This is a genomic window from Mesorhizobium sp. M4B.F.Ca.ET.089.01.1.1, assembly GCF_004022605.1.
Lineage (GTDB): Bacteria > Pseudomonadota > Alphaproteobacteria > Rhizobiales > Rhizobiaceae > Mesorhizobium > Mesorhizobium abyssinicae.
In genome coordinates this window covers 1-22,572 of record NZ_RZOS01000049.1, presented here as the reverse complement: position 1 = coordinate 22,572, position 22,572 = coordinate 1, and the positions used below count along the sequence as shown (strand labels likewise).

Genomic DNA, 22,572 nt, shown 5'->3' with positions numbered 1-22,572 from the left:
CGGCACCTCGTGGCTGCGCACTTCGAGCACCGCCCGGCTGCCGGTGCCGCCGGCCGCCGAATGGCCGAAGCCCGGATCGAAGAAGCCGGCATAGTGGACGCGGAATTCGCCGACCAGCGGATCGAAGGGCGTCATCTCGGCGGCGTAGAGCGGCGGCACATGCACCGCCTCGCGGCTGACCAGGATGTAGAACTCATCGGGATCGAGCACCAGCTCGCCGGCGCCGCTCTTGTAAAGCGGCTCCCAGTAGTCGACGACGTCCTGCGCGGCGCGCTTGTCGACATCGACGAGGCCGGTGTGATGCTTGCCGCGATAGCCGACCAGCCCGTCCTTGTCGCCATCGAGATCGATCGACAGCGCGATGCCGCCGCCGGAAATGTTGGGCGGCTCGGTGGCAACCAGCATCTCGGCATGGTGGAGATCGCGCAACTCGCTTTCCGACAGCAGCGCATTGCCGGTGCGGAAGCGTATCTGCGACAGGCGCGAGCCGGCGCGCACGACAATCGGAAAGGTGCGCGGGCTGACTTCGAGATAGAGCGGGCCATGATAGCCGGCGGCGATCTTGTCGAACTCGTGGCCGCGATCGGTCATCACCCGGGTGAAGATGTCCAGCCGCCCGGTCGAGCTCTTCGGATTGGCCGAAGCGGACACGTTCGAGGGCAATGCCAGGCCTTCCAGCAGCGGCACGATGTAGACGCAGCCCGTCTCCAGCACAGCACCGTCGACGAGATTGATCTCGTGCAGCTTCAGCCGGTCGAGCTTGTCGGCCACCAGATGATCGGGGCCGGGCAGGAAGGAGGCGCGCACGCGGAACGCCTTGTCGCCCAGCCTGAGGTCGAGGCTGGCCGGCTGGATCTGGTCGGCATCGAGCACGCGCGGCGACTTCAGCGCGCCGGACTGGAACAGCGCGGAAATGTCCTGATCGGGAAGAATGCCTGTCTGCCGCAAGGCTCCGCTCCAAGGCCGCTGGTACAAACCTCTTAATGAAGCCGGCAATTGACGCAAGCGCGGCGCGGGTCTAAAGGGTCGTTATCCCGTGGTGATTTGGCCGGTCGGCTTGCAGCCACGTTAAACAAGTCGCTAAAGGACCGTCGGGCCGCAAGGCCGTATGGACCGGTTGCGACTTTTCGCGGCCGGTTTTTTTGTATCTGGAAGTAGAGCGATGACCAAGAAGCGTGACTGGAAGCCTCAGACGGCACTCGTGCATGGCGGAACGCTGCGTTCCGGCTTCGGCGAGACATCAGAAGCGATGTATCTCACCCAGGGCTATGTCTACGAGACGGCGCAGGCCGCCGAAGCCCGCTTCAAGGGCGAGGAGCCGGGCTTCATCTACTCGCGCTACGCCAATCCCACGGTCGACATGTTCGAAAAGCGCATGTGCGCCCTGGAAGACGCCGAGGACGCTCGCGCCACGGCCTCCGGCATGGCGGCGGTGAGCGCCGCGCTGCTGTGCAGCGCCAGGGCGGGCGACCATATCGTGGCGGCGCGCGCGCTGTTCGGCTCCTGTCGCTGGGTGGTCGAAACGCTGGCGCCGAAATACGGCATCGAGGCGACGCTGGTCGACGGCACCGATATCGCCAACTGGGAAAAGGCGCTGCGGCCGAACACCAAGCTGTTCTTCCTGGAAAGCCCGACCAACCCGACGCTGGAAGTGGTCGACATCGCCGCTGTCGCCGCGCTCGCCAATTCGATCGGCGCCAGACTGATCGTCGACAACGTCTTCGCCACGCCGCTGCAGCAGAAGCCGTTGCAGCTCGGCGCCCACATCGTCGTCTATTCGGCGACCAAGCACATAGACGGACAGGGGCGCTGCCTCGGCGGCATCATCCTGTCGGACAAGAAGTGGATCGACGAGAACCTGCACGACTACTTCCGCCACACCGGGCCGAGCCTGTCGCCGTTCAATGCCTGGACGCTGCTCAAGGGCCTGGAGACGCTGCCGTTGCGCGTGCGCCAGCAGACGGAGAGCGCCGGCAAGATCGCCGACTTCCTCGCCGAACGGCCGGAGATCGCCCGCGTCATCTATCCGGGCCGCGCCGACCATCCGCAGGCCGAGATCGTCAGGAAGCAGATGTCGGGCGGCTCGACGCTGATCTGCCTCGACGTCAAGGGCGGCAAGCAGGCGGCCTTCGCCTTCCAGAACGCCCTCGACATCGTGCTGATCTCCAACAATCTCGGCGACGCCAAGAGCCTGATCACCCACCCGGCGACGACCACGCACAAGAACCTCAGCGACGAGGCGCGCGCCGAGCTCGGCATCGGCCCGGGTACGCTCAGGCTCTCGGTCGGCCTGGAGGATCCGGACGACCTGCTCGCCGACGTCGAGCAGGCGCTGAAGGCGGCGAAATAGGGGACCTGGGCGAAGGCCCGGTCAGGCGCTCGAGGGCGTCTCTTCCAGTTCGGCCACCTTGGTGCCGATGGTCATGGCGTTGCCGCGCCAGTCGACGGCGCCGCCCAGCCAGCCGCGCGCCCATATCGCCGGCAGCATCGCGTCGCGCACGATCATCGCCGCGACCGTGCGCGGCGACAGGTGCCAGCCGTTGGCCCATGCGAGGGCGCATTCCGGCAGGTAGGCGAGTGCCAGCACGCAAAGCGTTGTGGCCGGCAGGCTGATGCCCACGTGGGCCGCCGCTACCAGTGCCAGGACAAGCGGCACCGCAGCACCGGTCAGGATCTCGGGCGCGAAGAACAGCGGGAAGGTGACGCGGCGCAGCCGCGCCCAGCGCGCCTGGCGCGACCAGATCTCGCCAAGCCTGCGCTCGCCGAGCGGCTGCTCGAAGGGCGAGGCGACGAGATGGACGCGAAGGCCAATGCCGTTGACCAGCTTGGTCGCCGCGGCGTCCTCGGCGATCTCGGCGGCAAGGGCGCGGATGCCGCCATTGGCGTCGAGCATTGGCTTGTTCCACAGCATGCTCTTGCCCTGGGCGAAGCCGAGGCCAAGCGCCTCGCCGGCATATTGCCAGCGCGCCTGCAGCGTGTTGAGGAAGGCGCATTCGACCTCGGCCCAGAAGCCAGCCGGCCGTGAGCCGACCGGGGTCGAGCAGACGAGGCCGGTATCGGACCTCCACGCGGCCATCAGCTTATGGATATAGTCGCGCGGCATCAGCACGTTGGAATCGGCAAGGATCACCCAGTGGTGGCGCGCCGCCTCCCAGCCCTTGACGCAATTGTTCAGCTTCGGATTGGCGCTGACGCGGTCGTCGCCGACCAGCAGCCGGGCCGGCACGTTGGGAAACCGGGCAATTGCCCTGTTTATCAGTTTGACCACCGGATCGTCGGCATGGGCGACGCAGAAGATCAGCTCGTAGCGCGGCCAGTCGAGCGTGAAGGTGCGCTGCAGCGTCTCCGCGGTAAACGGCTCGATGCCGCGCGAGGGAATGACGATCGACACCGGCGGCGTCCTGCCCACGGGCGCGGCCATGCCGCGCGGCGGCTTCAGCCGGCGCGCAGCAAGCAGGATGCTGGCGAGATTTGAGAGAAGCAGGGCTATGGAAAGCAGGGCGGCGGCCATGGCGATCAGTTCCATCGAGATCTGGTCACTCCGGAAAAGCCGGCCAGGAGATGGCCATTTTGAACAGGTCGACAGAGTTTGAGTCGCCCATCACGGTCCGTGCACACCATCATTGTCGTGTGTCACTTAAATGACATTGTTTGCCGGCACGTGCGCATAAGGCGGAAGGGACAGCCGTCACGCATCGTTGACCCGACAGCGGAGTGCGCCGAAAGTTCCCGAATTGTTGGGGTAGCTCATGTATCGCGCCGTCACGCGCAACATCGAAGTTCAGGTGAGGCCGTTCTATCTGGAGGATCGCTCCGATCCTTCGGAGAACCGCTATGTCTGGGGCTACCAGGTGACTATCGACAACCGCTCGGACGAATTCGTGCAGTTGCTCTCGCGCTACTGGCACATCACCGACGGCAGTGGCCGGGTGGAGGAGGTGCGCGGTGCAGGCGTCGTCGGCGACCAGCCCGAACTTAATCCCGGCGACAGCTACCAGTACACCTCGGGCTGCCCGCTTTCGACGCCTTCGGGCATCATGGTCGGCCACTATACGATGCGAAACAAGCGCGGCGAGACGTTCAACGTCGCCATCCCCGCCTTCTCGCTCGACCTGCCGGGCACGCGGCGGACGGTGAACTAGTGGCCGCGCACGCTTGGCCGCCACTGCCCCAACCGCACGCCAGGCAGCGGCTTGATGCACAGAATTGAAACAGGGTTGTTTCTGGGCCGGCTGCCGTTCGCAAGAGTTGGACAAGGACCGGAAAGCCTTCTCATCATCAACGGCGGTCAGGGGTTCATGATGAAACCCTGGCCATCCAGACTGGAAAAGGATGCCGGACGGCTCATCCGTATCCTTCCACCCAACACGAGCTTCGTGCTGATTGGCTACGATCCCGCTCCAAAAGCCGATCCATCGCTCGAGGGCATGGCCAGAGACATCGCGGAGATCATCGGCGCCGACTTCAAGGAGCCAGCGAGCCTGATGGGCATTTCCTATGGCGGCGTTGTCGCCACGCAGGTGGCCGTGCGGTACCCGGACCTTGTAGGCAAGCTGATCCTGCTGGCGAGCGCGCATGGCTTTTCGGCCGATGGAAAAAGGCGGCTCAGGAAACAAATCCAATTCGCACAGGCCGGACAATTTCACGCTTTGCTGAAGGAATTCACGACGGTGTTCCGGCGGCCCTGGTTGAACCTTCTTTTGCGTCTTCGACTGAGGTTCGAAGCACGCAGCCTGGTTGCGCGGATGGGGGCGCCGAGCACGATCGTCCGCTATCTCGAAGCAATGCTCGACGACGATGTGACGGAAGAAGACCTCCGCAACATCTCGGCGAGGACTTTGATCCTCGGCGGTGAAAGGGACCAGTTCTTCGGCGGGATGATGGAAGCTACCGCGAGCGCGATCAGCGGCGCGAAGCTCATGGTGCTCGGGGACGAAACCCACATGGCTCCCGTCGAACGAGCCTCGGATGTCCGCAGGCACCTCGAGGAATTCATTTGACGCCGAGATAGGCGCGGCGCCTAGAGCGCGTCGCGCTGAAAAGGATCAGGCGACGCGCTTGGTCTGGAAAGTGACCCTATTGAGCCGCGGCGAACTCTGCCGGGTCGAAGTCGTACTGCGTCGAGCAGAACTCGCAGGCGACATGGATGCCGCCCTCCTCGGTGCTGTCCTTGATCTCCTGGGCGGAGAAGCCGGCGAGGATGCCGCGGATCTTCTCGCGCGAGCACGAGCACTGGTCGGCAACCGGCACGCCGCCGAAGACGCGCACGCCGTGTTCGTGGAACAGCCGGTAGAGAAGGCGTTCGGCACCGACAGTCGGATCGATCAGCTCGGTCGGCTCGATGGTGCCGAGCAGCGCGAGCAATTCCTGCCAGGAATTGTCGGCCGGCTCATGGACCGCTTCGCGCGGATCGCCGTCGCCGCCGGAAATGTCCGGCACGCGCATGCGTTCCGGCGCCTTCGGCAGGAACTGCGCCAGAAGACCGCCGGCGCGCCATTGCTCGCGGGCGCCACCGGGACCGGGCGTCACCAGCTTGGCCACCGATAGCCTGATGTCGGTCGGGATCTGCTCCGACTGGCGGAAATAGGTGCGCGCGGCCTCCTCCAGTGAGGAGCCGTCGAGCTGGACGATGCCCTGATAGCGCTGCGTGTGAACGCCCTGATCGATGGTCAGCGCCAGCACGCCGTTGCCGAGCAGCGTCTGCTGCGAGACCTCGCCGGCGGCGGCCAGCGCCTGCAGCCGGTCGGCATCGAAGCGCGCATAGCCGCGCAGCGCATGCGGGGTGGAGAAATCCGCCACCAGCATGTCGACCGGCCCGTCGGTGCGGGTCTGCAGGATGAACTTGCCCTCGAACTTGAGCGAGGTGCCGAGCAAAACCGTCAGCACGCAGGCTTCCGCCAGCAGGCGCGCGACCGGCTCGGGATAGTCGTGGCGGGCAAGAATGGCGTCGAGCATCGGCCCGAGCTGCACGGTGCGGCCGCGCACGTCGAGCGGCGCGACCTCGAAGGGCACGACGTGATCGTCGCCGGCGTAGCCGAATTCGCCGAGTTGCGGGTGATGTTCAGTCACTTGACGGGTTTCCAACATGACAAAGCTCCGGGGCGCGGCCATGCCACCCTTTGGGGTGCATGCGTCCAAACGCGCTCGATTTGCGTGATGCGCCGCAGATAGGCATCACACCTCCGGAGATCAAGCTCCCAGACACCAGGCCAAAACCGCCTTCTGGGCGTGCAGGCGGTTCTCGGCCTCGTCGAACACCACCGAATGCGGCCCGTCGATGACCTCGTCGGTCACCTCCTCGCCGCGATGCGCCGGCAGGCAGTGCATGAACAGCGCGTCCGGCTTTGCCTTCGCCATCAGCGCCGCATTGACCTGATAGGGCAGGAAGACGTTGTGGCCGCGCGCGCGATGTTCCTGGCCCATCGACACCCAGCAGTCGGTGACGACGCAATCGGCCTGATGGACGGCCTCCTCGGCCGAGCGGGTGAAGTTGAGCTTGCCGCCATTGGCCTTCGACCAGCCGATGTGCTTCTCGTCCGGCTCGCTGCCTTCCGGCACCGCGACGTTGAGGTTGAAGCGGAAACGCGCCGAGGCCTCGAGCAGCGAATGCAGCACATTGTTGCCGTCGCCGGTCCAGGCGAAGGTCTTGCCGGCCACCGGACCGCGATGCTCCTCGAAGGTCATGATGTCGGCCATCAACTGGCACGGATGGGTGTCGTCGGTCAGCCCGTTGATGACCGGAACGGTGGCGTTCTCGGTCAGCTCCAGCAGCCGCTCATGCGAGGTGGTGCGGATCATGATGGCGTCGACATAGCGCGACAGCACCTTGGCGGTGTCGGCGATGGTCTCGGAGCGGCCGAGCTGCATCTCGGTGCCGGTCAGCATGATGGTCTCGCCGCCGAGCTGGCGCATGCCGACGTCGAAGGACACGCGCGTGCGGGTCGAGGGCTTGTCGAAGATCATCGCCAGCACCTTGCCCTCGAGCGGCTTGGTGCGCTCGCCGGCCTTGAGCCTGGCCTTTCGCACCACCGCGTCGTCCAGCATGACGCGCAGATCGCCTTCGGAAACGGCGGACAGGTCGGTAAAATGGCGAACGGACATCGGCAATGGTTCCGGAACTACTTCGCGGCGGCCGAGGCGATGGCATCCGCCAGGCCCTGGGCGCCGGCGCGGATGCGGTCGAGCGCTTCGCCGATCTCGGCATCGGTGACGGTGAGGGGCGGCAGCAGGCGAATGACGTTGTCGCCGGCCGGAACCGCGAGCAGATGCTGGTCTCGCAGCGCCATGTTGACCTTGGTGTTGGGCATCACGCATTTGAGGCCGAGCATCAGGCCGGTTCCCCTGATGCCTTCGAGGACCTCGGGGAACTCGTCGGCGACGCCGGCCAATCCCTGCTTCAGGAGCAGTGCCTTGCGCTGGACATCCTCGAGGAAGCCTTCCTCCAGCACCACGTCGAGCACCGCGTTGCCGACCGCCATCGCCAGCGGATTGCCGCCGAAGGTGGTGCCGTGCACGCCGGCGGTCATGCCGACCGCAGCCTCGTCGGTGGCGAGGCACGCGCCCAACGGGAAGCCGGCGCCGATGCCCTTGGCGATCGCCATCAGATCCGGGGTGACGCCGGACCATTCATGCGCAAACAGCTTGCCGGTGCGGCCGATGCCGCACTGGACCTCGTCGAAGATCAGAAGCAGGCCATGCTGGTCGCAAAGCTGCCGCAGCCGCTTCAGCGACTGCGTCGGCACCGGGCGGATACCGCCCTCGCCCTGCACCGGCTCGATCAGGATGGCGGCCGTCTCCGGCGTGATCGCCTTCTCGGCCGCGTCGATGTCGTCGAAGCCGACCTGGTCGAAGCCTTCGACCTTGGGGCCGAAGCCTTCCAGATATTTATACTGGCCGCCGGCGGCGATCGTCGCCAGCGTGCGGCCGTGGAAGGCGCCTTCGAAGGTGACGATGCGGAAACGCTCGGGATGGCCCTTGACGAAATGGTAGCGCCGCGCCGTCTTGATGGCACATTCCAGCGCCTCGGCGCCCGAATTGGTGAAGAACACTTTGTCTGCAAAGGTCGCCTCGACGAGCCGCTCGCCGAGCCGGCGCTGCTCCGGAATCTCGTAGAGGTTGGAGACATGCCAGAGCTTCGCCGCCTGCTCGGTCAGCGCGGCAACCAGATGCGGATGGCTGTGGCCAAGTGAATTGACGGCGATGCCGCCGGCGAAATCGAGATATCGCTCACCCTTGTCGGTGACCAGCCAAGTCCCCTCCCCGCGGTCGAAGGCCAGGGGTGCGCGAGCAAAGGTCTCGTAAAGCGCCGAACCGCTCATTATATGCGTCTCCGGAACCGGAAAATCAAAAAAGCCGCCAAAGCGGCGGCCTTTGCGGCTTATCGTGTTTTTCGGCCATGAAGTCAACGAAAACGTCGCGCATAGGCGCGCGGCACGCCCCCGACGGGATGCCGGTTCATAAGCAGCCGGCAAGTTGGGGAAAACCGGAAAAACCGATTCGTGTTGCCCTGGGGACTCTTGTCACCGAGTCAGCGCATGAGGTATTTGTAGTCGAGAAATAACTAGATTTCGTGCGGCGGACCTAATCACCCGATATATGTGGTGTTGTCTGCCCGGCGGGAGCCGGGACGGGAAGGGATTCCGATCGCCGCACGCCTCAGCAGGAGCGCGGTCTCATGAACTGGACTGACGAGCGGGTAGAACTTCTCAGGAAACTGTGGTCGGAAGGGCTGAGCGCCAGCCAGATTGCCGCACAGCTTGGGGGCGTCAGCCGCAACGCGGTCATCGGCAAGGTGCATCGCCTGAAGCTGTCGGGCCGCGGCCGCGCCACGGCAAGCCCGGCGCGCCAGAAGAAGACCGTGCAGGGATCGTCCATCCAGAAATCGGTATCGCGGGCGGCGACCGCCACGCGCCACGTCACCACCTCGATCGGCGCGACCGCGCTGCAGGCGCAGTTCGACGCCGAGCCGGTGGCGCGGCACTATATCCGACCGGTGGAAAACGTGGTCGTGCCGATCTCGCGGCACCTGCAGCTGGTCGAGCTGACCGAGCGCACCTGCAAATGGCCGAATGGCGACCCGCTGTCGGAAGACTTCAACTTCTGCGGCAACGACGCCGCCGAGACCGGCCCGTACTGCAAATACCACTCCCGCGTCGCGTTCCAGCCGGCGGCGGAGCGGCGCAGAAGCCGCTGAGCGAATAGCGAATAGCGAATAGCGAATAGGAACCGCTTGGCTTCCGTGACAGGGAGCAAGCCGTTTTCGGTGTTCTCTATTCGCTACTTCCTGTTCGCTGTTCGCTCTGCCTTCACAGCCATCCATTCTTCCTGAACCGCCAGTACAGGAACGAGCAGATCAGCGCGATCGCAACTAGCACGGTCGGGTAGCCATACTCCATATGCAGTTCCGGCATGTCGTTGAAATTCATGCCGTAGATGCCGGCGAAGGCCGTCGGCACCGCCAGGATGGCGGCCCAAGAGGCGAGTTTTTTCGAGATCGCCGTTTCCTGGCTCTGGCCGACCAGAAGACTGGCTTCGAACGCGAAGGCCAGCACCTCGCGCAGGCTGTCGATCTTTTCCTGGACCGTGCGGATATGGTCGGTCACGTCGCGGAATAGCGGGTGCATCGAAGCATTGATCTGCGGCAGGTCGGCGCTGGTCAGCCGGCGGCAGACCTCGACCAGCGGCAGAGCCGCGTTGCGCAGCCGCAGGAGGTCGCGGCGCAGCATATAGAGCCGCTCGATGTCGGAGCCGGTCATCGGCCTCAGCAGGACCTTGTCCTCGATCGCCTCGACCTCGTCCTCGATCTGCTCCAGCACCGGCATGTAATTGTCGACGATGAAGTCGAGAATGGCATAGAGGACGAAGTCCTCGCCTTTGGCGAGCGAATGCGGGCAGGTTTCCCAATGCTGACGGACCGCGGCATAGGATGTCGAGGGTCCATGCCTGACGCTGACGATGTAGCCGGCGCCGACGAACAGATGCGTCTCGCCGAAGGTGACGCGGCCGTCGATAAGCTGGGCGGTGCGCGCGACGATGAACAGGGCATCGCCATATTGCTCGATCTTCGGCCGCTGATGCGGATGCTCGGCATCCTCGATGGCCAGATCATGCAGATGGAACTGCGCCTGGACGCGCAGCAGAAGATTGCGGTCCGGCTCCAGCAGAGAAAAGGCTGCAAGACGTCGAGCCAGATCCTCCATCCCGGCGTGGTCGTTACCAACCGAAAACGCTTCACCGGACGGCAAAACATGCACATCCAGCCGATCCTTCGAAACGTCGATGCCAACAACGATTTCCATCCTATCCCATCCTTGCCTAATCGGGCTTCGCTTGCGGCCCAGGCGACTGTTCGGGGTCGATGGAACGGCGGACGAAGACCCTCGCTCTCCCACGGGCTTCAAGGCCCAAAGATGCTCCGGTCTCTCGTCCGCCACCGCACCTGCTGCAATAGCAGAGTCGGCAAGGGACAAGTTACAAGGATGCCGGCAGGCAGGTGAGGGGCAGCACCAACTTTCGAGAATTGGCAGCCTGCACCAAAAGTTGGAAACTCCGGAGCTGTTGCCCTGGCTCTGTCCGGGACTCCCAGTCACCGCGGCGCGCGCTTGGCGAGGATTCGCTGCAGGGTGCGGCGGTGCATGTTCAGCCGGCGCGCGGTTTCCGAGACGTTGCGGTCGCACATTTCGTAGACGCGCTGGATGTGCTCCCAGCGCACGCGGTCGGCCGACATCGGATTTTCCGGCGGCGCGGCGCGTTCGCCGGAGGTGCGGGTGAGCGCGGCGAAGACGTCGTCGGCGTCGGCCGGCTTGGAAAGATAGTCGATGGCGCCAAGCTTCACGGCGGTCACCGCGGTGGCGATGTTGCCGTAGCCGGTGAGGATGACGGCGCGGGCGTCGTCGCGCTTTTCGCGGATGGCGGCGATGACGTCGAGGCCGTTGCCGTCGCCGAGCCGCATGTCGACCACGGCGTAGGCCGGCGGATGGGCGCGCGCCTTGGCCACCGCCTCCTCGACGCTGTCGGCGGTATCGACCGCGAAGCCCCTGGTTTCCATGGCGCGGGCAAGCCGGGTCAGGAACGGCTTGTCGTCGTCGACGATCAGCAGCGAGGTGTCCTCGCCCTCAACCATTGCGCCAGTCGTTTCGTCTCCACTCATGGTGTCCAGAATTCCTGCTGACTTAAGCTTACGCAGATACAGTTCCGCGCCACTATTGTCCAATTTTTCGCGCCTGCAACGGGCACCGATGAGGCCACGATGCAGGTTAAAGCCGGGTTTCAGGCGGTATCGAACATGCTGGAGGACGATTCGGGGTTGAGAAAGACGCCGCGCGGCCAGGATATCTGCACCACCGCGCCCTCGCCCAGCCCGCTCGAATTGCGGAAATCAAGCGTGGCGCCGGAGCGCTCCAGCAAGGTCTTGGCGATGAACAGGCCAAGGCCGAGGCCGCCGCCGGCCTCGGTGCCCTGGCGCGTCGACATATAGGGCTCGCCGATGCGGTCGATGATCTCCGGCGGGAAGCCCGGCCCATCGTCGGTTATCGAGAAGACGACGTCGGCGTCGTCCCAGCTCCAGCTGACGGTGACGGTCTTGCGGGCGAAATCGACGGCGTTCTCGACAAGGTTGCCCAGGCCGTAGATGACGCCGGGGTTGCGCCGCCCGACCGGCTCGGGGCCGATGCGCTCGCCCGGCCGCAGCTTGATCGAGATGCCGAAATCGCGATGCGGCGCAGTCACCTCTTCGACCAGCGAGGTCAGCGGCAAGCGCGACAGATGCGCTTCGCCTTCGGACGAAAGGCTGGTTAGCCGCTTCAGGATCTCGCGACAGCGCTCGCTCTGCGAGCGCAGCAGTTTCACGTCCTCGCCGAATTTCTGATCATTGCCGAGCGCCTTCTCCATCTCCTTGGCGACCAGCGTGATGGTAGCGAGCGGCGTGCCGAGCTCGTGCGCAGCGGCGGCGGCGAGCCCGTCCAGCGCCGACAGATGCTGCTCGCGCTGCAGCACCAGCTCGGTGGCGGCGAGCGCGTTGGCGAGCAGGCGCGCCTCCTCGGCGACACGGAAGGCGTAGATGGCGGTGAAGGCGATCGAGGAAAACACCGCCATCCACATGCCGGCGACGTAGATGAAGGGCATTTCCAGCGGCGCGCCGTCATACCAGGGCAGCGGCTGGTGGAAGAAGACCAGCAGCGTGGCCGTCACCATGACCAGCGCGCCCAGCACCGCGGTGAGGCGCAGCGGCAGCGACGCCGCCGAGATGACGACGGGCACGGACAGCAGCACCGAGAACGGATTGGTGAGACCGCCGGTCATGTAGAGCAGGCCGGCAAGCTGCAGACTGTCGAAGGTCAGGATGACGAAGGCCGAGAGCGGGGTGAGCCGATGCGCCGCCGGATAGCGAAAGGTCAGCCACAGGTTCATCCACGCCGAACAGGCGATCAGCGCGAAGCACATGCTGACCGACAACGGGAATTTCAGCCCGTAGGCGACGACAAGCACCGTCAGGCTCTGGCCGACGATGGCCAGCCAGCGCAGCCGGATCAGCGTGTTGAGGCGCAGCCGCTGGCTTTGCTGGAAGTCTGGTGAGCGCAGGATGTTGATCATCGGCTTACGATTATAGCCGCAGGAGGGTAAGCGCTAGTGGCGCCAATCGGCAACGCGTGTCGTCAACCAGGAGGCCCGTCAAAGCTTCTGCCAAGACTAGGTACCGCGCGGCTTGGCGCGGCTGGTGGCGGCGGCGGCGAGCGGGTTCTCCGGCCAGACATGACGGGGGTAGCGGCCGCGCATGTCGGTGCGCACATCGGCCCAGGAGCCGCGCCAGAAGCCCGGCAGGTCGCGCGTCGTCTGGATCGGCCGGTGCGCCGGCGACAGCAGCTCGAGCGTCAGCGGCACGGTTCCATTGGCGATCGCCGGGTGCTTGTCGAGGCCGAACAGTTCCTGCACGCGCACCGCCAGCACCGGCCATTCGCCGTCATAGCGGATCGGCACGTGGCTGCCCGACGGCGCATCGAAATGGGTCGGCGCCAGCGCGTCGACCTTGCGCTGCAGATCGTGCGGCACCAATGACGTGAGGCCCGCCGACAGGGCGCCGGAATTGATCGCGGCAAAGGACGCCGCGCCCGTCAGAAACGGCAGCAGCCAGTCGTCGAGACGGTCGAGAAGGGCGGCGTCGGACACATCGGGCCAAGGCGCGCCGAGGCCGCGATTGAGCCAGCCGAGGCGCTGGCGCAGCGTCTCCGCCTCCTTGCCCCAGTCGAGCAGCGACAGGCCATGCTCGCGCAGGGCATCGAGGATCGCGCGATCCGCGTCGGCGCCGGACGGCGCCGGCAGCATGCGTTCGGCCAGCGTGATGGCGCCGAGCCGGGCCGTCTCGCGCACGCGCACGGCGCGCCGGTCGCGGTCGAAGCTCGTCTCGCGGCGGGTCTCGATACTATCGGCTAACGCGGCGCGGATGTCGGCCTCGTCGACCGGAGCGGCGGCGGTGACGCGGGCATTCTGCGCCTTGCCCTGCAAATCGGCGACGACCAGCCAGGTCTCGCCGGCCAGCGGATCGGCGGCGTCGAGCATGGCGCCCGAGCCGTTGGCCAGCACGAAGCGGCCGCGCTCGCCGCGCGCTCGCGCCACCCGATCCGGCCAGGCATGGATGAGGAGCGCGCCGGCGGAAGCCGGTTCGTTGCTCCTTCCCCCGCCGGCCTGCCTTGCCAGCCGTTCGGCAAGCTGGCGGGCCGAGACGGAACGCGGCGACTTCTCGGTGCGAAAGCGCATCAGACGGCGTTCGAGATCGGCGCCGTCGCCGCCGAGCCCGCGCTCGGTGAGCAGCACGGCAAGGGTGGCCGCCGCCAGCGCATGGCCAGTTGCGGCGGCTTCGGCGACCATATGGGCAAGCCGCACCGGCAGCGCGAGCTTGCGCATGGCGGCACCGGCGTCGGTGAGACGCCCGGCGTCGTCGATGGCATGCAGCGCGACCAGCAAGGCCCTCGCTTCGTTGAGCGCCGGAACCGGTGGCGGATCGAGGAAGGCCAGGCTCGTGGGATCGGCGACGCCGAAGGCTGCGCAGTCGAGCAGCAGGCCGGAAAGATCGGCCTCGAGGATTTCAGGCGGGGTGAAGGCGGGAAGCGCTGCCGTCTGCTCGGCCCGCCACAGCCGGACGGCGACACCTGGCTGCGTGCGCCCGGCGCGGCCGGCGCGCTGGTCGGCCGAGGCCCGGCTGACGCGCACCGTCTCCAGTCTGGTCAGGCCGCTGGCAGGCTCATAGCGCGGCAGCCGCGACAGGCCGGAATCGATAATGACGCGCACGCCGTCGATGGTGATCGAGGTCTCGGCGATCGACGTCGCCAGCACCACCTTGCGGCGGCCCGGCGGCGACGGCCTGATCGCGGCGTCCTGCGTCTTGTTGTCGAGCTGGCCATAGAGCGGCACGATGTCGGTGTCGGCAGCGACGCGGTCCCGCAGCCGCTCCGCGGTGCGCTCGATCTCGCGCTGGCCGGGCAGGAAGGCAAGCAGGCTGCCGCTCTCCTCGGCAAGCGCCGAGCGGATCGCCCTGGCCATGGCATCCTCGATCGCGATGCCCGGCGCCCGCTCGTGATAGCGGATGTCGACCGGGAAGGCGCGGCCCTCGCTCTCGATCACCGGCGCGCCGGACAACAGTCTCGCGACGCGCGCGCCGTCGAGCGTCGCCGACATGACCAGCAATCGCAGATCCGGCCGCAGCGCGCCCTGCACGTCGAGCGCCAGCGCCAGGCCGAAATCGCCGTCCAGCGAACGCTCGTGGAATTCGTCGAAGATGACCGCAGAGACGCCCGGCAGTTCCGGGTCGTCGAGGATCATGCGCGCGAGAACACCCTCGGTGACGACGAGGATTTTCGTCCGCGCCGAGGTGCGGTTCTCCATCCGCATCGCGTAGCCGACCGTTCCGCCGGGCTCCTCGGCGAGCAGCTCGGCCATGCGGCGGGCGGCGGCGCGGGCGGCGAGCCGGCGCGGCTCGAGCAGGACGATCCTGCCGGCGCCGAGCCACGGCGCGTCGAGCAGCGCCAGCGGCACCAGCGTCGTCTTGCCGGCACCGGGCGGCGCTACCAGCACGGCGCTGCTCTTTGTCGCCAGCGCTTCCCCGAGCGCCGGCAGCACGGCTGAGACCGGAAGCTCCGGCAAAGGGTTTGTCCTCATCGCGCCCGCATATCAGCGCCCATGGCCGGTGCGCAACAACGCGCTGCCGGCGCCTCAAAGCCTGGTGCGCGAAAACGGGTTCCAGCGCACCGTGCCCAGCCGCACCTCCTCACGCACCATTGTGAGCAGGCCGGATGCGCCGACGACGGCGAGACCGGTGAGCGTCAGCACGTCGGGATCACCGCCCGCCGACCCATTTCCCAACGATTTCAAGCCTCGGGCGCTCCATGTTGCAACGCAGCAACGAATTCGCTTGCGTTGTTTAGTAAAACGAGCATTACTAAACAAATTACTAAACATCGCCGGCGCTGGAGCGTGGCCAAGTTTAGGCCCCGGAGGAGAGGGGTTGAGGGCTCTTGAAACCGTCATCCGGACGTGTTTCGCAAATGGGAGGAAGGCATGAAATCGACCATGAAACTGACGTTGGGTCTGGCCTCGGCGATGCTTGCGTCGACCGCCGTCTCGAACGTCGCGCATGCGGAAGACCTGACGCTTTGCTGGGCCGCCTGGGACCCGGCCAACGCACTCGTGGAACTGTCCAAGGACTTCACCAAGGAAACCGGCATCGGCATGAAATTTGAGTTCGTGCCGTGGACCAATTACGCCGACCGCTTCCTCAACGAACTCAACTCGCACGGCAAGCTCTGCGACCTGATCATCGGCGACAGCCAGTGGATCGGCGGCTCGGCCGAGAACGGCCACTACGTCAAGCTGAACGACTTCTTCGACAAGGAGAAGATCAGCATGGACGACTTCGTGCCGGCGACCGTGGTCGGCTATTCGGAATGGCCGAAGAACACGCCGAACTACTGGGCCTTGCCGGCAATGGGCGACGTCGTCGGCTGGACCTACCGCAAGGACTGGTTCTCCAAGCCGGAACTGCAGAAGGAATTCAAGGAGAAATACGGCTGGGATCTCGGTCCGCCGGCGACCTTCGACCAGCTCAAGCAGATCGCCGAGTTCTTCCAGAAGCGTGAGATCGACGGTAAGACCGTCTATGGCGCCTCGATCTACACCGAGCGCGGTTCCGAAGGCATCACCATGGGTGCTATGGATGTGCTCTACAGTTTCGGCTTCCAGTACGAGAACCCGAAGAAGCCCTACGAGATGGAAGGCTTCGTCAACTCCGAGAAATCGGTGAAGGGGCTGGAGTTCTACAAGGCGCTCTATGACTGCTGCACCCCGCCCGGCGCCTCCAACAGCTACATGGGCGAAGGCGTCGATGCCTTCAAATCCGGCCAGGTGGCGATGCACATGAACTTCGCCTTCACCTGGCCCGGCCTGCAGAAGGACGAGAATGTCGGCGGCGACAAGATCGGCTACTTCGCCAATCCCAAGGGCCCGGACGGCGACCAGTTCGCCCAGCTCGGCGGCCAGGGCATCTCCGTGGTCTCCTATTCCGACAAGCAGGAATCGGCGCTGAAATACATCAAGTGGTTCGCCAACAAGGACGTTCAGGCCAAATGGTGGTCGCTGGGCGGCTTTTCCTGCCTGAACGCCGTGGTCAAGGATCCCAAGTTCCCGGCCAGCCAGCCCTATGCGCAGACCTTCCTCGACTCGATGGCCATCGTGAAGGATTTCTGGGCCGAGCCAAGCTACGCGCCGCTGCTGCAGGCCTCGCAGAAGCGTTTCCATGACTATGTCGTGGCCGGCCAGGGCTCAGCCAAGGACGCGCTCGACGGCCTGGTCAAGGACTGGACGCAGGTCTTCCAGGACGACGGCAAGATGTAAGGCTCCTCCCGAGCTTGACCCCAGAGCCGGATGATTTCGGGTCGAATAGACCTGAAATCATCCGCTCCGGACCAAAGAGTGGGTGAGCATGATGTCGTCCGAAAACCGCTTCACACTTTTCGGCATCATGCTCGGGGTCCCGTGCCGCCCTTGGCACGGGACGCAGTTCAGATAAATTCCATCGTCGAGACATCCAAGTGACCGAAGCAGGACTCACCATGCTCAATCGGACTGCGGACAACGTTGCCCGGGCGACCCCGGAGCCGTTGGCACGCAAAGTCCGCGGCATCAGCGACAAGGGCCTCGCCTGGCTGTTCATCTCGCCGACGATCCTGCTCCTGCTCGCCATCAACATCTTCCCGCTGTTCTGGGCGATCTATCTGTCGTTCACCAACTTCCGGGCCAACCGCCCCAATGAGGTGGTGAAGAACCTCGGCCTGGCCAATTACAAGCGCATCCTCACCGACCAGGACATCTGGATCGCGATGCAGACGACGGCGCATTTCGTCTTCTGGACCATCCTTTTGCAGACAGTGATCGGCTTCACGCTGGCCTGGCTGATCGACCGCAAGTTCCGCGGCCATGCCTTCTGGACGACCATCATCCTGGTGCCGATGATGCTGTCGCCGGCCGTGGTCGGAAATTTCTGGCGCTTTCTCTATGAGCCGCAGATCGGCCTGTTCTCCTATGTCATCTCCTTCGTCACCGGCATCCCGCCGACGAATGTGCAGATGCTGTCGAACGTCGACCTTGCGCCGTGGTCGATCATCATCGTCGACACCTGGATGTGGACGCCCTACGTGATGCTGATCTGCCTCGCCGGGCTGCGCTCGATCCCCGAATACATCTACGAGGCGGCCGAGGTCGACCGCGCCTCCAACTGGCGGCAGTTCTGGTCGATCACGCTGCCGATGGCGCTGCCCTTCATCATGCTGGCGGTGCTGTTCCGCGGCATCGAGAACTTCAAGATGTTCGACATGGTCAATCTCCTGACCGGCGGCGGGCCGGGCTCGACCACCGAGGTCGCGTCGATCACACTGAAGCGGCAGGCCTTCGAGAGCTGGCGCACCGGCTATTCCTCGGCCTTCGCCATCATCCTTTTCGTCGCCGTGTTTGGCCTCGCCAACATCTACGTCAAGGCGCTCAACAAGGTGAAGCAGAGATGAGCCTGACATCAGCCCATTCCGTCGTCGCGCCCTCGGCGAATTCGAAGCTGGTCGCCGGCACGATCATCGTCGCCTATGCGCTGATCTCGATCGTGCCGCTGCTGTGGATCTTCGCCACCAGCTTCAAGACGCCGCCGGATTCGATCGCCTATCCGCCGAAGATCGTGTTCCAGCCGAGCATCGAGGGCTATTGCAACCTGTTCACGACGCGCACCCGGCAGACGCCGGAATACATCAACTCGCTCGGACCGGCGACCGGCTTCTGCGACGAGACCGTGCGCAAGCGCAACATGGTGATCGCCGGCCCGTCCAACTTCCTGCCGCGCTTCGTCAATTCGCTGATCATCGCCTTCGGCTCGACCTTCTGCGCGGTGTTCCTCGGCACGCTCTCGGCCTACGGCTTCTCGCGCTTCAAGGTGCCTTTAGCCGACGACCTTCTGTTCTTCATCCTGTCGACGCGCTTCATGCCGCCGATCGCGGTCGCCATCCCGATCTACCTGATGTACCGCGAGCTCGGCCTCTCCGACACCGCGCTCGGCATGATCCTGCTCTACACGGCGGTCAACGTCTCGCTCGCGGTGTGGCTGCTCAAGGGCTTCATCGACGAGATCCCGCGCGAATACGAGGAAGCGGCGATGATCGACGGCTATACCCGCCTGCAGGCCTTCTGGCGCACCGTGCTGCCGCAGGCGACGACCGGCATCGCCGCGACCGCCATCTTCTGCCTGATCTTCGCCTGGAACGAGTACGCGTTCGCGGCGCTGCTGACCTCGGGCTCCGCCCAGACCGCGCCGCCCTTCATCCCGACCATCATCGGCGAAGGCGGCCAGGACTGGCCGGCGGTGGCCGCGGGCACGACGATCTTCCTGGTGCCGATCCTGGTCTTCACCATCCTGCTCCGCAAGCAATTGCTGCGCGGCATCACCTTCGGCGCGGTGCGCAAATGATTGATGTGGGAATAAGTCGACCCCCGCTCCGTCGAGCTTCGCTCGACACCTCTCCCCCGATCGACGGGGGAGAGGAAGGGCGCGAACTTCATTCAGCGAGGCTCCCTTCCTCTCCCTCCGGAGGGGGGAGAGGTGGCGCTGCGAAGCAGCGACGGAGTGGGGGAACCACCTGGCAACCATCTCTCCCCTTGAACGGGGAGAAGGAAGGGGGTGTCGCATGAGCCGCACTGTTGTCTCCAAGCGCTCCTCATGGCCCCGCTGGGCACGGCGCGGCCTGCTGGAGAACATCGCCACGGCGATCATCGCCATCGGCTTCCTGATGCTGTTCCAGCCCTTCGCGCTGTCGCTCTACACCTATTCCTTCGTCACCATGCTTGCAGGCACCTTGATGTTCATCATCGTCTCGAAATTCCCGGAGTAGGACGATGGCCGAAATCCGCGTCCAACATCTTAGGAAAGCCTTCGGCGATTTCGTCGCCGTGCAGGATTCCAACTTCGTCGTCGAGGACGGCGAGTTCTTCGTCATGCTGGGGCCGTCGGGCTGCGGCAAGACCACGACCTTGCGCATGATCGCCGGGCTGGAGTTGCCGACCGGCGGCAAGATCCTGCTCGGCGGCGAGGACGTCACCATGCGCCGGGCGCGGGAGCGCGACATCGCCTTCGTCTTCCAGCTGTTCGCGCTCTACCCGCACATGAATGTGCGCAAGAACATCGGCTTCCCGCTCTTGGCGCAAGGCATGCCGTCGGCCGAGATCCGCCAGCGGGTGGAGGAGACGGCGAAGCTGCTTCGCATCGATCATTTGCTCAACAAATCGGTCTCCGGCCTTGCCGGCGGCGACCGCCAGCGCGTCGCGCTCGGGCGCGCCATCGTGCGGCGGCCGAAATGTTTCCTGATGGACGAGCCGCTCGGCACCCTCGATACCGAGTTCCGCGATCTGATGGTGCATGAACTGCGCGAGCTGCACAGCCGCATCCACGCCACCACTGTCTACGTCACGCACGACCAGATGGAAGCGATGTCGATGGCCGACAAGATCGCCGTCATGAACCACGGCATCATCGAGCAGTTCGGAACCCCGCGCGAGATCTACGACCGCCCGGCGACGATGTACGTCGCCGAGTTCATCGGCTCGCCGCCGATGAATTTCCTCAGGTTCGGCGGCGGACTTGCCAAGGGCGCGAAGGAGATTCTCGTGCAGGGCGCCAAGGTCACCGTGCCGGAGGTGCGCGAGGACATCGCACCCGCCGACATGGCGCTGGGCATCCGTCCCGAGCACATCCGCTTTGACGACGCCTCGAAATTGCGCGGCGCCATCTACGGCACCGAATATCTCGGTACCACGCAGATCGTGGCGGTGGAGACGGCGGACGGCATCATCAAGGCGCGGGTGCCGGCCGAGATCCGGCTCAATTCGGGCGAGCCGGTCGGCCTGTCGCTCAGCAGCGCCAGGCTGTCGCTGTTCGAGAAGGGCTCCGGCCGCGCGGTGAAGACCGCCATGTATGACAAGGCAGCGGAGGCGCGCCATGGCTGACGTGCACATCAAGGGCGTGAGCAAGAGTTTTGGCGAGACCGTCGCCGTCGACAATCTCGACCTGCAGATCAAGGACGGCGAGTTCGTCGTGCTGCTCGGCCCGACCGGCGCCGGCAAGACGACGACGCTCAGGCTGGTCGCCGGGCTGGAGCGGCCGGACAGCGGCACGATCCACATCGCTGGCCGCGACGCCACGGTGCTGTCTCCGGCCGAGCGCGACACGGCCTTCGTCTTCCAGCAATATTCGCTCTATCCGCACCTCTCGGTCTTCGACAACCTCGCCTTCCCGCTGCGCTCGCCGGCCCGCAAGCTCAGCGAGGACGCGGTGCGACGCCGCGTCGAGGAGGTGGCCAGGCTGGTGCGTATCCACCACAAGCTCGACAACCGCTCGACCAGGCTCTCCGGCGGCGAGATGCAGCGCGTCGCCATCGGCCGCGCGCTGGTGCGCAAGCCGTCCATCTATCTGATGGACGAGCCGCTGTCTTCGCTCGACGCCAAGCTGCGCGCGGATCTCAGGCTCGAGCTGAAGCGCATCCAGTGCGAACTCGGCGCCACCATGCTCTATGTCACGCACGACCAGATCGAGGCAATGACCATGGCCGACCGCATCGGCATCCTCTCGGAAGGAGAGTTGGTGCAGATCGGCACGCCGCGTGCCATCTACTCCGAGCCGGCAAACCTTCATGTCGCCGCCCGCCTCGGCCAGCCGGCGATCAACCTTCTGCCTGCAGGGCTGCTGCCGGATGGCGGTGCGCCAACCGGTACCAGGACGATCGGCGCGCGCACCGAACACCTGTCGATCGAGAAGGCCGCCAACGGCCATGCCGACGGGGTCGTCGACTGGGTCGAGCATCTCGGCGACCAAAACCATCTGCATGTGACGGTCGGGCCGAAGAAACTGGTCACGCTGACCGATCCCGACACGCCGCTCGAGAGGGGAGACCTCGTGACGATCCGCTATCGCATGCCGCTTTATTTCGGTTCGGACGGCCAGCGGCTGACGTAGCTGGCTCGATCGCAACATTCGCCAAATATCGATTGACGACCGCAGATACGGACTGGACGAAATCCATGAAGCACTTTTTCAACCGCAAGGACTCGATCGTCACCGAAGCGCTGGACGGCTTTCTCGCCACCGCGGGCTCCGGCACGCTGGCGCGCCTCGACGGCTATCCGGAAATCAAGGTCGTGCTGCGCGCCGACTGGGACAAGACGAAGGTCAGCGTGGTTTCCGGCGGCGGCGCCGGGCATGAGCCGTCGCATGCCGGCTTTGTCGGCGCCGGCATGCTGACAGCGGCAGTCTCGGGCGAGATCTTCGCCTCGCCGAGCGTCGAGGCGGTGCTGGCGGCAATCCGCGCCACGACCGGCCCGGCAGGTTGCCTGCTGATCGTCAAGAACTACACCGGCGACCGGCTCAATTTCGGCCTCGCCGCCGAGAAGGCGCGCGTCGAAGGCTTTGCGGTCGAGATGGTGATCGTCGGCGACGACATCGCGCTGCCCGACATCGCGCAGCCACGCGGCGTCGCCGGCACGCTGTTCGTCCACAAGATAGCCGGGCATCTTTCCGAAACCGGCCGTGACCTGGTGTCGGTAGCGGCGGCAGCGCGGGCGGCGGCAAAGGACATTTTTTCGCTCGGCATCTCGCTCTCCTCCTGCTCGATCCCCGGACAGGCGCATGAAGACCGCTTCGGCACCGAAGACGGCGAGCTCGGCCTCGGCATCCATGGCGAGCCGGGCGTCGAGCGCATCGCCTTGCAGAGCGCCAGCTCACTCGTCGCCATCATGGCCGAGCGCCTCGCCGCGCGGCTCGATCCCGGCAGCCGCTATGCGCTCCTGATCAACAATCTCGGATCGGTGCCGCCGCTCGAAATGTCGCTGATCGCCAATGCGGTGCTCGCCTCGCCGCTGGCGAAGGCGGTGACGCTGACGATTGGTCCCGGCCATCTGATGACCGCGCTCAACATGAACGGCTTCTCGCTGTCGCTGATCAGGCTGGATGCCGAACGCGAGGCGGCGCTGCTGGCGCCGGTCGGTCCGCATGCCTGG

The 22,572-nt window shown here is 65.3% G+C and carries 20 protein-coding genes, 1 pseudogene and 1 riboswitch; of the genes and pseudogenes, 11 read left to right on the top strand and 10 right to left on the bottom strand.

From position 1 onward, the window contains the following. Window positions 1-948 (bottom strand): 2'-deoxycytidine 5'-triphosphate deaminase (locus EN780_RS07770; RefSeq protein ID WP_128272972.1); only part of this gene is annotated, 948 nt, incomplete at its 3' end. A gap of 78 nt (window positions 949-1,026) precedes the next feature. Then, window positions 1,027-1,104: riboswitch (SAM riboswitch) on the top strand. Window positions 1,105-1,162: 58 nt separating this feature from the next. Between EN780_RS07770 and EN780_RS07765 the strand changes: the two genes are divergently transcribed. Further along, complete coding sequence (locus EN780_RS07765) at window positions 1,163-2,350, top strand: O-succinylhomoserine sulfhydrylase (RefSeq protein WP_128272970.1); 1,188 nt, start codon at window positions 1,163-1,165, stop codon at window positions 2,348-2,350. A 21-nt stretch (window positions 2,351-2,371) separates the two neighbouring features. Here EN780_RS07765 and EN780_RS07760 read toward each other — a convergent pair whose 3' ends face one another. Further along, window positions 2,372-3,526, bottom strand: coding sequence for a ceramide glucosyltransferase (locus EN780_RS07760; RefSeq protein ID WP_128272968.1), 1,155 nt, complete (start codon window positions 3,524-3,526; stop codon window positions 2,372-2,374). 223 nt (window positions 3,527-3,749) lie between these two features. Here EN780_RS07760 and apaG point away from each other — a divergent pair, with 223 nt between their 5' ends. Both apaG and EN780_RS07750 read left to right on the top strand, forming a co-directional pair. Then, the gene (gene apaG / locus EN780_RS07755; RefSeq protein ID WP_127285232.1) at window positions 3,750-4,142 is read left to right on the top strand and encodes a Co2+/Mg2+ efflux protein ApaG; all 393 of its coding nucleotides are present in this window, start codon (window positions 3,750-3,752) and stop codon (window positions 4,140-4,142) included. A gap of 54 nt (window positions 4,143-4,196) precedes the next feature. Beyond that, window positions 4,197-5,000: an alpha/beta hydrolase gene (locus EN780_RS07750; RefSeq protein ID WP_128272966.1), complete on the top strand. Its 804-nt coding sequence runs from the start codon at window positions 4,197-4,199 to the stop codon at window positions 4,998-5,000. Window positions 5,001-5,076: 76 nt separating this feature from the next. On the opposite strand, the gene EN780_RS07745 is transcribed toward EN780_RS07750, so the two are convergent. The 3 genes from EN780_RS07745 to EN780_RS07735 all read right to left on the bottom strand — a co-directional run bounded on the left by EN780_RS07745 (window position 5,077) and on the right by EN780_RS07735 (window position 8,318). Continuing rightward, window positions 5,077-6,111, bottom strand: coding sequence for an Hsp33 family molecular chaperone (locus tag EN780_RS07745; protein ID WP_127285234.1), 1,035 nt, complete (start codon window positions 6,109-6,111; stop codon window positions 5,077-5,079). 78 nt (window positions 6,112-6,189) lie between these two features. After that, window positions 6,190-7,101 (bottom strand): ornithine carbamoyltransferase, encoded by a 912-nt coding sequence (gene argF, locus EN780_RS07740; RefSeq protein WP_128272964.1) that lies wholly within the window; start codon window positions 7,099-7,101, stop codon window positions 6,190-6,192. Between the two features lie 17 nt (window positions 7,102-7,118). Next, on the bottom strand, window positions 7,119-8,318 hold the full coding sequence (locus tag EN780_RS07735; protein WP_127285236.1) for an aspartate aminotransferase family protein: 1,200 nt from the start codon (window positions 8,316-8,318) through the stop codon (window positions 7,119-7,121). A 356-nt stretch (window positions 8,319-8,674) separates the two neighbouring features. Here EN780_RS07735 and EN780_RS07730 point away from each other — a divergent pair, with 356 nt between their 5' ends. Continuing rightward, on the top strand, window positions 8,675-9,193 hold the full coding sequence (locus tag EN780_RS07730; RefSeq protein WP_126056595.1) for a GcrA family cell cycle regulator: 519 nt from the start codon (window positions 8,675-8,677) through the stop codon (window positions 9,191-9,193). A 112-nt stretch (window positions 9,194-9,305) separates the two neighbouring features. Here the strand turns inward: EN780_RS07730 and EN780_RS07725 are convergent, their stop codons facing one another. From EN780_RS07725 to EN780_RS07705, 5 genes and pseudogenes are all read right to left on the bottom strand, one after another. After that, entirely contained in the window at window positions 9,306-10,298 is a 993-nt protein-coding gene (locus EN780_RS07725; protein ID WP_245499906.1) for a magnesium and cobalt transport protein CorA, read from the bottom strand. A gap of 287 nt (window positions 10,299-10,585) precedes the next feature. Further along, entirely contained in the window at window positions 10,586-11,149 is a 564-nt protein-coding gene (locus EN780_RS07720) for an ActR/PrrA/RegA family redox response regulator transcription factor (RefSeq protein WP_127283968.1), read from the bottom strand. A gap of 119 nt (window positions 11,150-11,268) precedes the next feature. Further along, the gene (locus tag EN780_RS07715) at window positions 11,269-12,591 is read right to left on the bottom strand and encodes an ActS/PrrB/RegB family redox-sensitive histidine kinase (protein ID WP_128272962.1); all 1,323 of its coding nucleotides are present in this window, start codon (window positions 12,589-12,591) and stop codon (window positions 11,269-11,271) included. 96 nt (window positions 12,592-12,687) lie between these two features. Next, window positions 12,688-15,150, bottom strand: coding sequence for an ATP-dependent helicase HrpB (hrpB, locus tag EN780_RS07710; RefSeq protein WP_128272960.1), 2,463 nt, complete (start codon window positions 15,148-15,150; stop codon window positions 12,688-12,690). Window positions 15,151-15,204: 54 nt separating this feature from the next. Further along, window positions 15,205-15,327, bottom strand: a pseudogene (locus EN780_RS07705) (EamA/RhaT family transporter); the annotation flags it as partial. 222 nt (window positions 15,328-15,549) lie between these two features. Here EN780_RS07705 and EN780_RS07700 point away from each other — a divergent pair. The 7 genes from EN780_RS07700 to EN780_RS07670 all read left to right on the top strand — a co-directional run. After that, a complete protein-coding gene (locus tag EN780_RS07700) occupies window positions 15,550-16,881 on the top strand; it encodes an ABC transporter substrate-binding protein (RefSeq protein WP_127311667.1) in 1,332 nt (443 codons plus the stop codon). 218 nt (window positions 16,882-17,099) lie between these two features. Beyond that, window positions 17,100-18,047 (top strand): sugar ABC transporter permease, encoded by a 948-nt coding sequence (locus tag EN780_RS07695; RefSeq protein ID WP_128272974.1) that lies wholly within the window; start codon window positions 17,100-17,102, stop codon window positions 18,045-18,047. Further along, entirely contained in the window at window positions 18,044-18,994 is a 951-nt protein-coding gene (locus EN780_RS07690; protein ID WP_127286270.1) for a carbohydrate ABC transporter permease, read from the top strand. Before EN780_RS07695 ends, EN780_RS07690 begins: the two co-directional genes overlap by 4 nt. Before the next feature lie 217 nt (window positions 18,995-19,211). Next, complete coding sequence (locus EN780_RS07685) at window positions 19,212-19,415, top strand: hypothetical protein (protein WP_128272958.1); 204 nt, start codon at window positions 19,212-19,214, stop codon at window positions 19,413-19,415. 4 nt (window positions 19,416-19,419) lie between these two features. Then, window positions 19,420-20,526 (top strand): ABC transporter ATP-binding protein, encoded by a 1,107-nt coding sequence (locus EN780_RS07680; protein ID WP_128272956.1) that lies wholly within the window; start codon window positions 19,420-19,422, stop codon window positions 20,524-20,526. Next, a complete protein-coding gene (locus tag EN780_RS07675) occupies window positions 20,519-21,532 on the top strand; it encodes an ABC transporter ATP-binding protein (RefSeq protein WP_128272954.1) in 1,014 nt (337 codons plus the stop codon). Before EN780_RS07680 ends, EN780_RS07675 begins: the two co-directional genes overlap by 8 nt. A 65-nt stretch (window positions 21,533-21,597) precedes the next feature. Beyond that, on the top strand, window positions 21,598-22,572 hold a 975-nt coding region (locus EN780_RS07670), incomplete at its 3' end, for a dihydroxyacetone kinase subunit DhaK (RefSeq protein ID WP_133372587.1).

What these genes read in the sequence shown, in the direction of transcription:
- EN780_RS07695 (WP_128272974.1), top strand. Translation starts at nt 17,100, where the DNA reads ATGCTCAATCGGACTGCGGACAACGTTGCCCGGGCGACCCCGGAGCCG.
- EN780_RS07720 (WP_127283968.1), bottom strand. Translation starts at nt 11,149, where the DNA reads ATGAGTGGAGACGAAACGACTGGCGCAATGGTTGAGGGCGAGGACACC.
- argF (WP_128272964.1), bottom strand. Translation starts at nt 7,101, where the DNA reads ATGTCCGTTCGCCATTTTACCGACCTGTCCGCCGTTTCCGAAGGCGAT.
- EN780_RS07690 (WP_127286270.1), top strand. Translation starts at nt 18,044, where the DNA reads ATGAGCCTGACATCAGCCCATTCCGTCGTCGCGCCCTCGGCGAATTCG.
- EN780_RS07700 (WP_127311667.1), top strand. Translation starts at nt 15,550, where the DNA reads ATGAAATCGACCATGAAACTGACGTTGGGTCTGGCCTCGGCGATGCTT.
- EN780_RS07725 (WP_245499906.1), bottom strand. Translation starts at nt 10,298, where the DNA reads ATGGAAATCGTTGTTGGCATCGACGTTTCGAAGGATCGGCTGGATGTG.
- EN780_RS07765 (WP_128272970.1), top strand. Translation starts at nt 1,163, where the DNA reads ATGACCAAGAAGCGTGACTGGAAGCCTCAGACGGCACTCGTGCATGGC.
- apaG (WP_127285232.1), top strand. Translation starts at nt 3,750, where the DNA reads ATGTATCGCGCCGTCACGCGCAACATCGAAGTTCAGGTGAGGCCGTTC.
- EN780_RS07685 (WP_128272958.1), top strand. Translation starts at nt 19,212, where the DNA reads ATGAGCCGCACTGTTGTCTCCAAGCGCTCCTCATGGCCCCGCTGGGCA.
- EN780_RS07750 (WP_128272966.1), top strand. Translation starts at nt 4,197, where the DNA reads ATGCACAGAATTGAAACAGGGTTGTTTCTGGGCCGGCTGCCGTTCGCA.
- EN780_RS07680 (WP_128272956.1), top strand. Translation starts at nt 19,420, where the DNA reads ATGGCCGAAATCCGCGTCCAACATCTTAGGAAAGCCTTCGGCGATTTC.
- EN780_RS07745 (WP_127285234.1), bottom strand. Translation starts at nt 6,111, where the DNA reads ATGGCCGCGCCCCGGAGCTTTGTCATGTTGGAAACCCGTCAAGTGACT.
- hrpB (WP_128272960.1), bottom strand. Translation starts at nt 15,150, where the DNA reads ATGAGGACAAACCCTTTGCCGGAGCTTCCGGTCTCAGCCGTGCTGCCG.
- EN780_RS07760 (WP_128272968.1), bottom strand. Translation starts at nt 3,526, where the DNA reads ATGGAACTGATCGCCATGGCCGCCGCCCTGCTTTCCATAGCCCTGCTT.
- EN780_RS07735 (WP_127285236.1), bottom strand. Translation starts at nt 8,318, where the DNA reads ATGAGCGGTTCGGCGCTTTACGAGACCTTTGCTCGCGCACCCCTGGCC.
- EN780_RS07715 (WP_128272962.1), bottom strand. Translation starts at nt 12,591, where the DNA reads ATGATCAACATCCTGCGCTCACCAGACTTCCAGCAAAGCCAGCGGCTG.
- EN780_RS07730 (WP_126056595.1), top strand. Translation starts at nt 8,675, where the DNA reads ATGAACTGGACTGACGAGCGGGTAGAACTTCTCAGGAAACTGTGGTCG.
- EN780_RS07675 (WP_128272954.1), top strand. Translation starts at nt 20,519, where the DNA reads ATGGCTGACGTGCACATCAAGGGCGTGAGCAAGAGTTTTGGCGAGACC.